A 14,435-nucleotide genomic window follows, 5' to 3' on the forward strand; every position below is an offset into this window, starting at 1 on the left:
CTCGGCAAGAGCGCCATCCATGTGTCCGACATCTGCATGGGGACGATGACCTTCGGCAGCCAGACCGACGAGGCCGAGGCCTTCCGCATCCTCGACCGCTGCTTCGATGCGGGGATCAGCTTCTACGACACCGCGGAGGGCTATCCGGTACCGCCCGATGTCAAATGGGTCGGCCGCACCGAGGAGATCGTCGGGCGCTGGATGAAGACCAAGCCGCGCGACGCGATCATCATGGCGACCAAGATATCGGGACCGAGCCACGTCTGGTTCAGGTCGCCGTGCCGGAACGGCATGACCGCGCTCGACCGCAAGAATATCGTCCAGGCGATCGACGACAGCCTGACGCGGCTCCAGACCGATTATGTCGACCTCTATCAGACGCACTGGCCCGATCACGACGCGCCGTATGACGAGATGATGGACGCGCTCGACGAGCTTGTTCACGCGGGCAAGGTCCGCATCCTCGGCTGTTCGAACGAGACGAGCTGGGGGCTGATGAAATCGCTTGCGGCGTCGGAGCGGCTGGGCGGCGCGCGCTATCACACGATCCAGAATAATTTCAGCCTCAACAACCGCCGCTTCGAGGACGAGCTGGCGCAGGTGTGCCGGCAGGAAGGCGTCAGCCTGATCCCCTATTCGCCGCTCGCCGGCGGGGTGCTGTCGGGCAAATATCAGGGCGGGGCAACGCCCGAGGGCGCGCGCTTCTCGCGCTATCTTAAGATGGAAGGCCGGCAGGCGGCGATGGGCCGCCGATTCGTCAACGACAGGACGCTCGCCGCGACCGAACGCTATCTGGCGATTGCCGCGGACGCCGGGCTGCATCCGGTGACGATGGCAACCGCCTGGTCGAAACAGCATGACTTCGTCGCCTCGACGATCGTCGGGGTCAGCGCCTATGACCAGCTCGATCCCGTTCTCGACGCAGCGGAGCTGGTGCTGGGCGACGATGTGATGACGGCGCTGCACAAGGTCAGCAAGGACATCCTTTACCCGATGGGCTGAGCCGACGGCCATTCGAGGACCAGCGCCTCGCCGACCCGCAGCGCCCGCCATGCCGCCGAAAGCCGCCCGAAATCCGCAAACACGCGCGGCTGCGCGGCGTCGATCCGCGCGCGTTCGCCGGAGCTGAGACCCGCCCGTGTCCGCTCGGCCTCGCCCAGGGCCGCGCGCTGCGCCGCGCTGTCGGCGCGCGTACTGCTCCGCCAGCCGATGTCGAACAGAAAAGCGGCGAGTTCGGAAAGCTCGCCCTCGCGGCCCTGCGCCTTGATCAGCCTCGCCCCCCTGGCGACCTGCTTGCGCGCCGCGCGCTGGCGCTCCTTTGCCGAGAGCGCACCGCCCGCCTCGACATGGAAGGAGCCCGCGTCTCCGCCCGCCGCGATCTGGCCGAACACGCCGGTCTTGAGTCCCAATGCCGCCTCGACGACGAAATGCACCATGTCGTGCGGCAGGTCGGGATCGAAACCGGGCGCCGGATCCATTACCAGCGCCGGCAGCCCGGCGCGCTCGATGCGCATGCTGTAGCGGCGTTCGCCCGACCGGATGAAATGGACTTTCATGACCCTGCCCTATAGGTTTGCGGCCATCTCTTCCAAAAGGATTTGCGATGACTTCTGCCCGCCGCGCGTTTTTCGCCCTCGCCGCCTTCACCGCCGTGATCGGCGCCGCGCACGCGGCGGACCCGGTGATGTTCCGCGACGCCGGCTGCGGCTGCTGCCTCAAATGGCTCGAGCAGGTGAAGGCGTCGTTCGGGCGGAAGGCGGTCGTCGTCAATTCGCCCGACATGGCCGCGGTCAAGGACAAGCAGGGCGTGCCGCAGGCGCTGCGGAGCTGCCACACCGTGCTTGTCGGCGGCTATGTGATCGAGGGCCATGTGCCCGCGAAGGAGATCGCCCGCCTGCTCCGCGACAAGCCGAAGGGCGTGAAGGGCCTTGCCGTCGCGGGGATGCCGACAGGATCGCCGGGCATGGAGCATGGCGACCACCGCGAAGCCTATAGGGTCATGACCTTCGGCCCCGGCGGGCAGCGCGTCTATGCGAGCTACGCCGCGAGCGGCGGCACGCACGCGCACTGATCGCAGGCACCGTGCGTCAGGCCAACCCGGCCTTGAACAGTTCGAGCATTCGCGCCCACGCCTTTTCGGCCGCCGCTTCATTATAGGCGCGGCCGTCGGGCGGGCACCAGCCGTGCATCGCGCCGGCATAGACCTCGACCTCGTGCCACTGCTTGCGCGGCGCGAGCACCTCTTTCAGCAGCACTTTTTCGTTCGGGGTTTCCTTGTCGTCATTGTCGGCGATCGCGAAGAGATAGCCCGCGCTGGTCTTCGGAATCAGCAGGTGCGGGCTGTCGGGCTTGTCGGTGCCGACGCCGGCGCCGTGAAAGCTGGCCGCCGCGCCGACGCGATCGGGTTTCAGTGCGGCGGTGTAGATGACCATCGGGCCGCCCATGCAATAGCCGGCCGTGCCGAGCTTCCGCTTCGTATCGACCTCCTTCTGCGCGTCGAGAAACGCGAGGTGCGCCCTGGCGTCGGTCTCGACGATCGGCTTCGCAAGCTGCTTCAGATAGCCGAACAGCTTCTGGCGAACCGCCTCGTTGCCCCAGTCGTTCGCCGCATCGACGACCGGCGACTTCTGCCAGCGGTAGAAGGGGTTGACCGTGAGCACGGCATAGCCTTCGCCGGCGAGCCGATCCGCCATCTGGCGAAAGGCGGGGCGCAACCCGCGAATATCGGGCCACACCAGAATGCCGGGATGCTTGCCCTCCGACGGCGCAACGAAATAGGCGTCGCAAATGCCGTCGTCGGTCGTGATGGTGACGTCGCGCCCCTTCACCGGCCTGCCCGCCATTGCGCGCACAGGCAGCGCCGCCATGAGCGCACCGGTTCCCGCAAGCGCGGTGAAGCTGCGCCGTCCGACGGGCATTCCGGCGCGGTCAAGATCGGCTTCGGTATTCTCGGTGCACATGTTTCTCTCCTTGGGAAAAATCCGGCAAGCCGCAGAAAACTGCGTAACTTCATTCGCGATTTCATTTTTTCGTCCCGTCATCGGGATCGAGCCGGAGACGAGGCTAGTCCAGCCCCGCTTTACAGGACAGCGGTTTTTGTCCGGTCAGGCGGCTGTCGCAGGGATGCCGATCTCGTCGAACGCCATCGCGATGCGATGGACGCCGACGCCGCGCAGCATGTCGGCATGCGCGGCCCTGTCGACGATATGCCCCGCGCCGCAGAAACCGATCACGGTCATGCCCGCCGCGATCGCCGCCCGCGCGCCGGTCGGCGAATCCTCTATCGCCAGACAGCGTACCGGATCGACGCCGAGCCCGCTCGCCGCGGCCAGATAGATGTCGGGGTGCGGCTTGCCGCGATCCCAGCCGTCGGCGCTGTAGACATGCTCGCCGAAATGATGGTCGAGCCCGAACAGTCCGAGCGCCCAGCCGATATATTCGGCGCGACTCGAGGACGCGATCGCGCGCGGCAACGTTTCGAGCCCGTCGAGAAACTCCGCAACGCCCGGCACGGCGTCAAAGCCCTCCATATAGCGCGCCCGCGCCCGCGCGCGATGCGTCTCGCGAAAATCGACGGGCAGCGGGCGGCCGTAGCGCGCCTCGATCCGGCGTTCGGTCTCCTGCCAGTTATGCCCGTAATAGTCGCGCAGGCACTCGTCATAGGTCGCGGGCATGCCGGCGGCGGTCAGGCTCTCGGCAAGCGACAGGTTCGCGCGCACTTCGCTGTCGGCAACGACGCCGTCGAAATCGAAGACGACGGCGGCGGGATTCACTCCACCGTCACCGACTTCGCCAGATTCCTCGGCTGATCGACGTCGGTGCCCTTCGCGACCGCGACATGATAGGCGAGCAGTTGCACCGGCACCGCATAGACGAGCGGCGCGATCAGCGGATGGACCCTGGGCATCTCGATGGTCGCCATGCAGCCGTCGCCGGCTTCGGCGAGGCCTTCGGCATCGCTGATCAGCACGACCTTGCCGCCGCGCGCCATCACCTCCTGCATGTTGCTGACCGTCTTTTCGAAGAGCGGGCCCGACGGCGCGAGGACGATCACCGGCACCGCCTCGTCGATCAGCGCGATCGGGCCGTGCTTCATCTCGCCCGAGGCATAGCCCTCGGCGTGGATGTAGGAGATTTCCTTGAGCTTGAGCGCGCCTTCGAGCGCGAGCGGATAATCGGGGCCGCGGCCCAAATAGAGGACGTCGCGTGCGGGGGCGACGAGGTGCGCCATCTTCGATATTTCCTCGTCGTGCGCGAGCGCGGCATTGAGCGCGGCGGGCGCCTCGATCAGATGCCTGACGATCTCGCGCTCGTCGGCGGGGCTGAGCTTGCCCTTCCTGAGCGCGAGATGCGCGGCGAGCGCGGCGAGCACCGCGAGCTGGCAGGTGAAGGCCTTGGTCGAGGCAACCCCGATTTCGGGGCCCGCGTGGGTCGGGAGCAGCAGGTCGGCCTCGCGCGCCATGCTGCTGGTCGGCACATTGACGACGACCGCGATCGTCTGGCCGTTCGCCTTGCAATGGCGGAGCGCCGCGAGCGTATCGGCGGTCTCGCCCGATTGCGAGATGAAGAGCGCGAGCCCGCCGGGCGCAAGCACCGGGTCGCGATAGCGGAATTCAGATGCGACATCGATGTCGACCGGCACGCGCGCGAAGGTCTCGAACCAGTATTTGGCGACCATGCCGGCGTAGAAGCTGGTGCCGCACGCGACGATCGTGATGCGGTCGATCTTCGACAGATCGAAGTCCATTTGCGGCAGCGCGACCGTCTGTTCGAGCGGACGGATGTAGGAGGAGAGCGTCTGCGCGACGACGGTCGGCTGCTCGAAAATCTCCTTCTGCATGAAGTGGCGATAATTGCCCTTCTCGACCGCCGCGGCGGTGACGCCCGAAGTGGTGATCTCGCGCGTCACGGCATTGTTTTCGGCGTCGTGGATCTGCGCGCCTTCGCGGGTGATGACGACCCAGTCGCCCTCGTCGAGATAGGCGATTTTCTGCGTCAGCGGGGCGAGCGCCAGCGCGTCCGACCCCAGATAGGTTTCGCCCTCGCCATAGCCGACGACGAGCGGCGATCCGAGGCGCGCGCCGATCAGGAGGTCGGGATGCCGGCGGAACGCGATCGCGAGCGCGAAGGCACCGCGAAGCTGCGGGAGAACCGCCTTCACCGCGTCCTGCGGCGACTTGCCGGCCTCGACCTGCTCGGACAAGAGATGCGCGACGACCTCGGTGTCGGTCTCGCTTTCGAACTTGCGGCCGCGCGCCTGCAGCGCTTCGCGCAGCGGCTTGAAATTCTCGATGATCCCGTTGTGGACGAGCGCCACCTCGCCCGTCGCGTGCGGGTGCGCGTTGCTCGTCGTCGGCGCGCCGTGCGTCGCCCAGCGGGTGTGCGCGATGCCGACGGTTCCGGGCGCAGGGTTGCTGCCAAGTTCCTTGACGAGATTGCCGAGCTTGCCCTCGGCGCGGCGACGGATCAGCTGCCCGCCTTCGACGGTGCACACGCCCGCCGAATCATAGCCGCGATATTCCATGCGCTTCAGCCCGTCGACGAGGCGATCCGCCACCTGATCCTTGCCGATGATTCCGATAATTCCGCACATGGAGTCTGGCTTTCTCTTAAAGCGTGTAGGGAACGCGAATACCCGGCATCGATGCCGGAAACACCTTGATATTGCGTGTGACGAGGATGCGCCCGCTGATCTGTGCCGTCGCCAGTACGAAAGCGTCGGCGAGCGTCAAGCCCTTGCGCTCGGCGCGGAGAGCCGCGGCGCGGCGCGCGACCGCATCGCCGATCTCCTCGACCTGGAAGCAGCCGAGGAACGCCTCGACCGCCTTCACCGAGGCAGGATCGGCGGCCGACATGACTTCGGTCCAGCTGACGCGGCTGACGCTCTTGCGCCCGGCGCGGCGGATCTCGCTGCGCGCCGCCTCGACGCCGTTGAGCGCGTCGATCAATATGTCACTGTCGAACTGCGCGTCGATCATTCGCGCTTGCCCCGCAGGCGCCGCTGATATTTCAGGCCGTCGCCGATATCGTCCCGCGCGCGCCAGATACCGAACGCGTTGTCGATCGCATCGCCCGAGACATCGGCGCGATAGCCAGCAACCGCCCGGCGGACGAGTTCGGCGCGCGACACGCCCTGCTCGGCCGCCTGCGTATCGAGCCACAGAATATCGTCATCTGGAATGTCGGCGAGAAAGCGCATGAAGGATTGATATCATATCATGATATCAAATCAAGCTGACAAGAGCTTTCGATAGACCACGAACCCCGATTTTTCGGCAATGCGATCGTAAAGCAGCATCGCCGTGTCGTTCGTTTCGTGCGTCAGCCAATAAACGCGCGGCAATGATCGCTCTTTCGCCGCATCATAGACAGCCTCGATCAACGCGCGACCGACGCCCTTGCCGCGCGCCCCGGCGGCGGTGAACAGATCCTGGAGATACAGCGACGGCAGCAGCGAGGTGGTGCTGCGATGAAGAAGATAATGGGTGAGGCCAAGCAGTACGCCGTCCTGTTCGGCGACGAGCGCGAACATCGGCTCATAGGGATCGAAGAAGCGTTCCCACGTCGCCGCGGTGACCTCGGGCGCCAGCCCCGTCTCGCCACTGCGGCCATAGAAAGCGTTATAGCCGTTCCACAGCGGCAACCACCGCTCGTAATCGGCGCGCGCCGCCGGACGGACGACCAGGTCACTCATGCCAGGCCGAAATTGCGGTCGACGAAGATCATCGCGAACTGCACCGGATCGGGCGCTTCGCCATTGCCCGCGGCAAAGCGCGCCTTGCCGTCGGTCCAGATTTTCAGGATCTGCGCCGGAAGGTCGGGAGAGAATTTCATCTGCCGCTCGACGATCTGCTCCCAGCTTCCCGTCGTGCCGAAGCTCTGTTCGAGCTGCGGCACCATCGCCTTGCAGTAGCTCTCGGTCGCGGGGTCGAGATGGCCGATCGCCTTCAGTACCCACGCGTCGACGAAGCGCAGGAAGGGCTTGTCGGTATAACGATCGCTCACGCCTTCTTCTCCGCGGCCTTCTTCTTCCGCATCGCGTCGTGGAAGCGGTCGGCCCAGCCGGGCTTGACGAGTTGTTCGCCGCGAACGAGGCGGAGCTCGCCGTCGGCGACGTCGCGCGTCACCGCGCTGCCCGCGGCGACGATCGCGTCGGCGCCGATCTTCACGGGCGCAACGAGCGCGCTGTTCGATCCGATGAAGGCGCGCTCGCCGATCTCGGTCCTGTATTTGAAATAGCCGTCATAATTGCAGGTGATCGTACCCGCACCGATGTTTGCGCCCGCCCCTACGGTGACGTCGCCCAGATAGGTCAGGTGGTTCGCCTTCGCGCCATCGCCGAGCACCGCCTTCTTGGTCTCCACGAAATTGCCGATCTTCGCTTTCTCGCCAAGCACCGTTCCGGGGCGCAGACGCGCGAACGGTCCGACTTCGCAGCCCGTACCGACGATGGCGCCCTCGATATGGCAATTCGCGCGAATCTTCACATTGTCGGCTATCTTCGCCCCCGGGCCGAAGAAGACATTGGGTTCGATCAGCACGTCGCGGCCGAGTTCGGTGTCCCACGCGAACCAGACGGTATCGGGGGCGATCAGGCTGGCGCCGTCGGCCATCGCCCGCGCCCGCCGCCGCGCCTGCCACTCGCCTTCCATCGCCGCCAGCTCGCCGCGGCTGTTGACGCCCGCGACGTCATGGGGATCGGTGACGACGACCGCGCAGCGGCGCCCGTCGGCGTTCGCGATATTGACGATGTCGACGAGATAATATTCCTTCGCCGCATTGTCGTCGGTGACACGCGCGAGCAAGGCGAAGAGGTCCGCCGACCTCGCCGCCATCAGCCCCGAATTGCAGAGGCGCACCGCACGCTCGGCCTCGGTCGCGTCCTTGTGCTCGACCATCTTCACGACCCGGTCACCCTCGGTGATGACGCGGCCGTACTGCTGCGCATCGGCGGGTTCGAAGGCGAGTACGACGACGGCCGGCCTGTCTTCCGCGTTCAGCCGGTCGAGCATCGCGCGCATCGTCGCCGCGGGGACGAAAGGCACGTCGCCATAGAGGATCAGCACATCGCCGTCGAAGCCCGCGAGCGCATTCTCCGCCTGTTGCACCGCATGGCCGGTGCCGAGCTGCGGCTCCTGAACCGCGAGGTCGGCGCTGCCTGCGAGCGCGGCTTCGAGCTGGCCGGCCTTGTCGCCGACGATCACGACCTTCCTCGCCGGGGCGAGTTCGTCGATGCTCGCCATCAGGTGGAGCAGCATAGGGCGCCCGGCGATCGGGTGCAGCACCTTGTGCAGGTCGGATTTCATGCGGGTGCCCCTGCCCGCGGCAAGGACGATAGCGGCGATGGGATTGCTCATGCGCGCTGCCATGCCAGCAAATCATTGCGGTTTCCAGAGCATCGCGCCATGCGCGGCCGATGAACGGATTTCCTTTCGCGACCGTCGGCTTCGACCTCGACGGCACGCTCCTCGACACGCTCGGCGACCTTGCCGCCGCCGTCAATCACACGCTGGCGCTGATCGACCGCGCCCCGCTGACCACGGACGCCGTGCGGCCGATGATCGGGCGCGGGGCGAAGCATATGCTCGAGGAAGGGCTGCGCGCTTCCGGCGGCGTGCCCGATGGCGCGGTCGAGCGGCTCTACCCCGGGTTGCTGCGCTTTTACGAAGCGCATATCGCCGTCCACAGCCGTCCCTTCCCCGGCGTGGTCGCCGCGCTCGACCGGCTCGACGCGCTCGGCGTCCGCACCGCGGTCGTCACCAACAAGGTGGAGCATCTTGCGCGCGTACTGCTCGCCGAATTCGGCCTCGCCGATCGCATGGCAACGATCATCGGCGGCGATAGCGTGGGATCGCGCAAACCCTCGCCCGAGCCGATCCGCGCAATGATCGAGCGGTGCGGCGGCGGGCGCGCCGCCTTCGTCGGCGACAGCATCTACGATGTCATGGCGGCGAAACATGCCGGTGTGCCGAGCATCGCGGTCAGCTTCGGCTTTCCGGACCGGCCGGCCGGCGAACTCGGCGCCGACCATGTCATCGACCGTTATGACGAGCTGGTGCCGCTGCTCGCGCGGCTCTAGCGCTTTCGCCACTTCGTCCAGAGATGCCGCGCAAGCATCGCGGGCGGCATGCGCAGCCAGTGCGAGCGGATATAGAAGGCCTGCTCGAGCAGCGGTTTTGTTACGCGCCCCCAATCGTCGCGCGCGAGCAGGCGGCGGCGGAACCAGGCGTCGGTGGGGTCCTGCCGGTCCCATCCGCCCGGCAACGTCGCGCCATAAAGGTCGCGCGCGAGCCGCGCGGCACGGTGCACCGCGGCCTGCAGCCCGTGCAGCGCCGCGCGCCCGTCGAGCTTTCCCCAGAAACCCGCGTCGGCCGCGGCAAAGTCGCGCGTCATCGTGTGGAAATCCCAGAGATTGCGCAGCCCGCCCTGCAGGTCGCCGTCGGCGAGCATATGCGCGGCGCAATGGACCGCCATGTCCTGCGGGCACAGCACCGCATGGCCACCGTTGCTCGTAACCGCATCGCTGATCAGCGCGAGCGCGTCGGGCGTGATCCGGTGCGTGCGCGGCAGGATCGTGTGGTGCACATCGATCATCCGGTCGCGCGCCTTGTGGATCAGCGGCGGCAGCTCGTGCATGTGCGCACGATAATAATGGTCGTCATAGGGGTCGGATTTCACCCACTCCCACCCCGCGTTGAGCAGCGCATTTTCGGCACGGCGGATGTCGGAGGCAAGCACGAGGATATCGAGATCGCCGATCTGACGTCCCGCCGCGCAGGCCATGCCGGCGGCGGCATAGGCCGCTCCCTTCAGCAGCACGAACTCGATCCCGGCGGGCGCGAGCGCGCGGCGCGCCATCTCGGCCTCCCACAGCGCCTGCCGTTGCGCGACCTGCGCCGCCGCGCGCTGGTCGGCGAAGAGCGCGGCCACCGCCGGCGGCAGGTCGGCATCGGCAAGCCGGTTCGCGAGCGTCGCGAGCATCGCCTCGCTGCGCGCGACCCCGATCACCCCTTCCCAGTCACGCGGGACCAGCGCCCCCGGATCGCGCCGCGCGGCGAGCAGATCGACAAAGGCCCGCACCGCGCTCATGTCGCGGCATCCGCCCATAATTGCCCGACCAGCGCGATGCCGGCAGCGCTATCGGGATAGGAGATGCCGAACGCCGGGGTTTCGCGCACCAGCCGCGTCAGCGCGGCAAAGCCCGCTTCCCCCAGCGCGACATAGTTGGTCGACGCTTCGGTCAGCCGGACGAAAGCCTCGCCCTCGCCCATCGGTTCGATCGTCGTTTCGCCGCCGAAGCGCGGGAAGAGCAGCAGCGCCGGGCGCGCGGGCTCGTGCATCGCGGCGATCGCGTCGGGGCGCGGGATCAGGTGGCGGATATCGCCCTTGGGCGTTCCCGCGAGCAGCGGCCCGAGCCGCGCCGCATCGACGCGCGCCGAAACCTCGGCGATCGCCTCGTTCTTGATGCTCACCGCGCGCGGAAAGGCGAAGGCGTCGCCGCCCGCTGGATCGATCAGCGTGAATTCGTCGCCCATCAGCCGCCAGCCGCCCTCGCCGAGCAGCGCCGCGAGCGTCGATTTGCCCGACCCCGACTCGCCCGACATGATCAGCGCGCGGCCGTCCTTCGCGACCGCGCTCGCGTGAAGCAGCATGTGCCGCCGCCAGCCGAGCGCGACTTGCAGATTCATCCCCATTTCGGCGGCGAGCAGCCCCATCGACAAGGGGAGCGGCAAGGCATCGGGAACGACGAAATCGCCGCCGATATGCACCGACGGCCGCAGCCAGCGCCGCCACGGCCGCGCCGCGAACAGCCGTACCGTCGCGTCGGCGGGGCGCGCATCGTCCTCCGGATATCCGGCGTACAGCCGTTCGAGCGCCGCCACCGGCCCGGCCCAGTCGCTGCCGATCCGGAACTGCACCGGACCGACGGCAATGCGCGTGCTGTGCCTCACGCGCGCTCCACCAGCCCCGTCGCCGCGAGTTCGGCGAGGCGCTCGGCAAGGATCGGCCGGACGTCGGCCTCGCCATCGAGCTCGAACGATGCGGCAAGGCGCGCGGCAAGCGTGGCCACATCGCACGCCTCCGCGCCCATGGCGGCCAGTATCTCGGGCATCGGCGACACGACGAGATGCGTCTGCATCGAGCGGCGGTCGAAAATCGCGGTCAGTTCGCCAAGCGGCTCGACGCGCAGCGCACCCGGCGGCGCGGCGCGGTAGGCGCGATCAGTCATAGGTTTCGGCGGCGGCGGTCAGCTTCGCGAGAATGGCCATCAGCGTCGCGCGCTCGCTCGCGCTGATGTTCGATTCGAGCCGCGCCTCGCTCGCGAGCGCCGCGGGCACGATCGCGTCATACAGCGAGCGCCCCGTCCCGGTGAGTTCGAGATGATGCGAGCGCCCGTCGGCCTCATGCGCCTGCCGCGCGATCAGCTGGCGGTCGGCAAGCACTTTCGCGGCGCGGTTCACCGTCACCTTGTCCATGCGCGTCGCCGCGACCAGTTCGCGCTGCGTCTTCGGCTGCCCCTCGCCAAGCACCGCCATCAACCGCCATTCGGGAATCCTGAGCCCGAAGCGATTCTCATATTCGGCGGCGATCCGTACCGACAGGGCATTCGAAGCGATGGACAGGCGGTACGGCAGGAAATTATCGAGATTCAGCTTCTTCGCGGCCATGCCTTACTCTTCCCCACAATCCGTAACCCCGGCGAGCCCATCCTATCGCCTGTTTCGGAGCTGTGAAGGGCGGAACGCGTGAAAATCAGAAAGAAAGGCGCGCGCCGACCCACAGCGTCCGCGGCGTCGCGCGCTCGACGATCCCCGACGAGGAGATCGCCGCGGGAACAAGCTCGTCGAACAGATTCTCGCCGCGCACCTCGATGCTGACCGCGTCCGAAAACCGCCACGACAAGCCGGCATCGAGCGTCAACGCGTCACCCAGCGCGAGCAGCCCGAGATCGTCCTCATTCTGTTTTCCGATATAGCGCAGCGTCGCAAAGCCGCCGAAAGGGCCGGCCGCATTGCTGCGCAGCGAGACGCTGCCGCCGTGCTTCGCAATCTGCGCCGGGCGGCGGCCATCGAGCGGCGCCGCGCCGCCCGAAGCGTCGACCTCGGCATCGGTGAAGGCATAGGTCGCGCGCAGCGTCGCGGGGCCGATCCGCTGCTCGGCGGTGACCTCGACGCCCTTGCTGTCGATCGCATCGAGATTCTGCCGCTGGTTGAGGTTCGGCGCGAGCGTCACATTGGCGATCGCGTTCGTCAGATGATTGGCGAAAAGCGTCAGCGACAGTTTCGTATCGCCGCGACCCCAATCGGCCCCGATCTCGCCGCCCCACAGTCGTTCGGGCTTGAGCATCTCATTCGCGGTCGTCACCTCGGCGCCGACACGGAACGGACGATAGAGTTCGTTGAGCGTCGGGAGGCGCCAGCCGCGATAGCCCGCGGCGCGGAGCGACAGCGCATCCGACGTCCAGCGAACCCCTGCCCGCCCGCTGCCTTCCCACCCCTGTCGCGCGGCGAAGCGCAGGTCGGTGATGACGGGCCCGGCGATATTGCGCTCCAGCCGATACCCCTCGGCGAGCCACCAGCGATCGACGCGGCCGCTCAGCGTCCACAGGAAGCCGTCGTTCGGATCGCCCGACGTCCATTCGGCGAAAGCGCCGACCGTATCGCTGCTGCCGCCCGCAATGCGGTGGCGGCCCGGCACGACGCCGGTGAAGAAGAAATCCTCCTCGGTACGCCCCGTGGTGCGCCGCCAGTCGGCGCCGACCCGCAGCGGGTTGGTCCCGCCGATCGCCGGGCGCAGCTCGAGGCGCGCGCCAAGACCGGTGGCGGGGACGCGCTGGAAGAGCGCAGGGGCGACGCTGTTCCGTCCTGCCGCGACGCTCGCGAAGCCGCTTTCGAAATCGCGAAGCTGGATATAGGCGAGAGCCAGCCATTGGGTCGCATTATAGGGATCGTGGACGAAGCGCAGGCTGGCATCGACGCCATCGGTCTTGCTGTCGGTGAAATCGGTACCGCGGTCGCGCCGGTCGGCAAAGCCGCGCAGACTCGCTTCGACCCGACTGTCGTCGCCGGCGTCGAAACGCAGGCGCATGCCCAACCCGGCCTGTTCATAGGAGGCGGCGCGGTCGACGCTGCCGCGCTGTCCCCCGGCGACCGGAATGAAGCCGTCGCCACGGCCGTAACGACCGTCGACGGCGAACTGTCCGTTGCCCAGATCGCCGCCGGCGCTGGCGGATACGTCCCAGCTGTCGCGGCTGCCATAAGCCGCGCTCGCGGTAACACCGTCGGTCATCGTCGAATAAAGGCCGATAGCCCCCGCCAGCGCGCCCGGACCGTCGACACCGTTGCCGCCACCGCGTGTGATGATCGCGCCGCCAAGGTTGATCGCATCATAGGCGCTCCACGCCACCCAGCCACCGAAGGGATCGGCCTGTGGCACGCCGTCAAGCGTTACCAGCGCGCGGCTCGACGCATTGCCGCCAAGACCGCGAAGTGTGATGCCCTGGCTGGTCGGATGGGCGCTGCGACCGTCAGAGCGGCGAAACTGGACGAGGCCCGCTTCGTCGCGCAGGCGATTTTCGACGCGGGCGCCGAGGCCGGGCAGCAAATCCGTCAGGATCGTGCTGCTTTGGATCAAGTCGCCGTCGTTATGCTGAAGCAGGCCCCCGCGAACCACGATGTCATACGGGCTGCGCGAAGCAAACGGATCAGCCATCGTCCAGTCGACTTCGCCGTCATAATCCTCCTGCGCCATCGCCGCCGCCGGCATCGCCAGCAGCACGGCCCCCGCAAACAGCCGGATCACGCGGGTTTGACCGCGTCGGGATGCGCCTTCCGAAAGGCTTCGAGTTCCATGCACGCGGCGTCGATCTCGATCAGCCGCGGAAAGGCTTCGAGCGGCACCTCGAAGCGCCGCGCATTGTAGATTTGCGGGACGAGACAGCAGTCGGCGATCCCCGGCGTATCGCCGCCGAGATACCGGCCGTCGCCCGCCATCGCCTCCAGTGCCTCGAACCCCTGCGTGATCCACGTCGCGATCCAGCGGTCCTTCGTCTGCTCGTTGAGCCCGAGGTCGCGTTTCAGATATTTGAGGACGCGCAGATTGTTGAGCGGATGGATGTCGCTCGCGATCACCTGCGCGCGCGCCAGCGCGACCGCGCGCGGCATCGCCTCCTCGGGGATCAGTCGCGGCTCGGGAAAGGCGCGGTCGAGCCAGTCGATGATCGCCATGCTCTGGATGATCGGTTCGCCGTCGACGACGAGCATCGGCACGAAGCCCTGCGCATTCTGCTCGAGATAGGCATCGCTGCGCTGCTCGCCCGCGATCAGGCTGACCTCGACGCGCTCATAGTCGAGCCCCTTCAGGTTCAGCGCGATGCGAACGCGAAAGCTGGCCGAAGAGCGGAAATAGTCGTGGAGGACGAGCTGGGTCATGTG

18 protein-coding genes are annotated in these 14,435 nt (G+C 67.3%); 3 read left to right on the plus strand and 15 right to left on the minus strand.

Going from position 1 to position 14,435, the window contains the following annotated elements; all coding sequences use genetic code 11:
• On the plus strand, positions 1 to 1,002 hold a 1,002-nt coding region (locus JHC57_RS09245; RefSeq protein WP_294029709.1), incomplete at its 5' end, for an aldo/keto reductase.
• On the opposite strand, the gene JHC57_RS09250 is transcribed toward JHC57_RS09245, so the two are convergent.
• The gene (locus JHC57_RS09250; protein WP_294029710.1) at positions 987 to 1,556 is read right to left on the minus strand and encodes a hypothetical protein; all 570 of its coding nucleotides are present in this window, start codon (positions 1,554 to 1,556) and stop codon (positions 987 to 989) included. The two genes, JHC57_RS09245 and JHC57_RS09250, sit on opposite strands and share 16 nt — an antisense overlap.
• Before the next feature lie 47 nt (positions 1,557 to 1,603).
• Here JHC57_RS09250 and JHC57_RS09255 point away from each other — a divergent pair, with 47 nt between their 5' ends.
• Entirely contained in the window at positions 1,604 to 2,071 is a 468-nt protein-coding gene (locus JHC57_RS09255) for a DUF411 domain-containing protein (RefSeq protein WP_294029711.1), read from the plus strand.
• 16 nt (positions 2,072 to 2,087) lie between these two features.
• Here JHC57_RS09255 and JHC57_RS09260 read toward each other — a convergent pair whose 3' ends face one another.
• From JHC57_RS09260 to glmU, 8 genes are all read right to left on the minus strand, one after another.
• The gene (locus JHC57_RS09260) at positions 2,088 to 2,960 is read right to left on the minus strand and encodes a dienelactone hydrolase family protein (protein ID WP_294029712.1); all 873 of its coding nucleotides are present in this window, start codon (positions 2,958 to 2,960) and stop codon (positions 2,088 to 2,090) included.
• Between the two features lie 144 nt (positions 2,961 to 3,104).
• Entirely contained in the window at positions 3,105 to 3,773 is a 669-nt protein-coding gene (locus tag JHC57_RS09265) for an HAD family phosphatase (protein ID WP_294029713.1), read from the minus strand.
• A complete protein-coding gene (gene glmS / locus JHC57_RS09270) occupies positions 3,770 to 5,593 on the minus strand; it encodes a glutamine--fructose-6-phosphate transaminase (isomerizing) (RefSeq protein WP_294029714.1) in 1,824 nt (607 codons plus the stop codon). The genes JHC57_RS09265 and glmS overlap by 4 nt, the downstream gene beginning before the upstream one ends.
• 16 nt (positions 5,594 to 5,609) lie before the next feature.
• A complete protein-coding gene (locus JHC57_RS09275; protein ID WP_294029715.1) occupies positions 5,610 to 5,978 on the minus strand; it encodes a PIN domain-containing protein in 369 nt (122 codons plus the stop codon).
• Positions 5,975 to 6,199, minus strand: a complete 225-nt coding sequence (locus JHC57_RS09280; protein WP_294029716.1) for a CopG family transcriptional regulator — start codon at positions 6,197 to 6,199, stop codon at positions 5,975 to 5,977. Before JHC57_RS09280 ends, JHC57_RS09275 begins: the two co-directional genes overlap by 4 nt.
• Before the next feature lie 30 nt (positions 6,200 to 6,229).
• Entirely contained in the window at positions 6,230 to 6,694 is a 465-nt protein-coding gene (locus JHC57_RS09285; RefSeq protein WP_294029717.1) for a GNAT family N-acetyltransferase, read from the minus strand.
• A complete protein-coding gene (locus JHC57_RS09290; protein ID WP_294029718.1) occupies positions 6,691 to 7,005 on the minus strand; it encodes a hypothetical protein in 315 nt (104 codons plus the stop codon). Before JHC57_RS09290 ends, JHC57_RS09285 begins: the two co-directional genes overlap by 4 nt.
• Positions 7,002 to 8,357, minus strand: coding sequence for a bifunctional UDP-N-acetylglucosamine diphosphorylase/glucosamine-1-phosphate N-acetyltransferase GlmU (gene glmU, locus JHC57_RS09295; RefSeq protein ID WP_294029719.1), 1,356 nt, complete (start codon positions 8,355 to 8,357; stop codon positions 7,002 to 7,004). The genes JHC57_RS09290 and glmU overlap by 4 nt, the downstream gene beginning before the upstream one ends.
• A 59-nt stretch (positions 8,358 to 8,416) precedes the next feature.
• On the opposite strand from glmU, the gene JHC57_RS09300 reads away from it, so the two are divergent.
• Positions 8,417 to 9,079, plus strand: a complete 663-nt coding sequence (locus tag JHC57_RS09300; protein WP_294029720.1) for an HAD-IA family hydrolase — start codon at positions 8,417 to 8,419, stop codon at positions 9,077 to 9,079.
• Here JHC57_RS09300 and JHC57_RS09305 read toward each other — a convergent pair.
• The 6 genes from JHC57_RS09305 to maiA form a co-directional block, all read right to left on the minus strand.
• Positions 9,076 to 10,089: a nucleotidyltransferase family protein gene (locus tag JHC57_RS09305; protein WP_294029721.1), complete on the minus strand. Its 1,014-nt coding sequence runs from the start codon at positions 10,087 to 10,089 to the stop codon at positions 9,076 to 9,078. The genes JHC57_RS09300 and JHC57_RS09305 overlap by 4 nt on opposite strands.
• Positions 10,086 to 10,952 carry an HprK-related kinase A gene (locus tag JHC57_RS09310; protein ID WP_294029722.1) on the minus strand — a complete coding sequence of 289 codons (867 nt, stop codon included), beginning with the start codon at positions 10,950 to 10,952 and terminating at the stop codon, positions 10,086 to 10,088. Before JHC57_RS09310 ends, JHC57_RS09305 begins: the two co-directional genes overlap by 4 nt.
• The gene (locus JHC57_RS09315) at positions 10,949 to 11,230 is read right to left on the minus strand and encodes an HPr-rel-A system PqqD family peptide chaperone (protein WP_294029723.1); all 282 of its coding nucleotides are present in this window, start codon (positions 11,228 to 11,230) and stop codon (positions 10,949 to 10,951) included. The genes JHC57_RS09310 and JHC57_RS09315 overlap by 4 nt, the downstream gene beginning before the upstream one ends.
• A complete protein-coding gene (locus JHC57_RS09320; RefSeq protein WP_294029724.1) occupies positions 11,223 to 11,669 on the minus strand; it encodes a MarR family winged helix-turn-helix transcriptional regulator in 447 nt (148 codons plus the stop codon). Before JHC57_RS09320 ends, JHC57_RS09315 begins: the two co-directional genes overlap by 8 nt.
• 85 nt (positions 11,670 to 11,754) lie before the next feature.
• The gene (locus JHC57_RS09325) at positions 11,755 to 13,803 is read right to left on the minus strand and encodes a TonB-dependent receptor (protein ID WP_294029725.1); all 2,049 of its coding nucleotides are present in this window, start codon (positions 13,801 to 13,803) and stop codon (positions 11,755 to 11,757) included.
• A complete protein-coding gene (gene maiA / locus JHC57_RS09330; RefSeq protein ID WP_294029726.1) occupies positions 13,800 to 14,432 on the minus strand; it encodes a maleylacetoacetate isomerase in 633 nt (210 codons plus the stop codon). Before maiA ends, JHC57_RS09325 begins: the two co-directional genes overlap by 4 nt.
• Between the last annotated feature and the right edge of the window lie 3 nt (positions 14,433 to 14,435).

The sequence above is a fragment of the Sphingopyxis sp. genome (genome assembly GCF_016463645.1).
Taxonomy (GTDB): Bacteria; Pseudomonadota; Alphaproteobacteria; order Sphingomonadales; family Sphingomonadaceae; genus Sphingopyxis.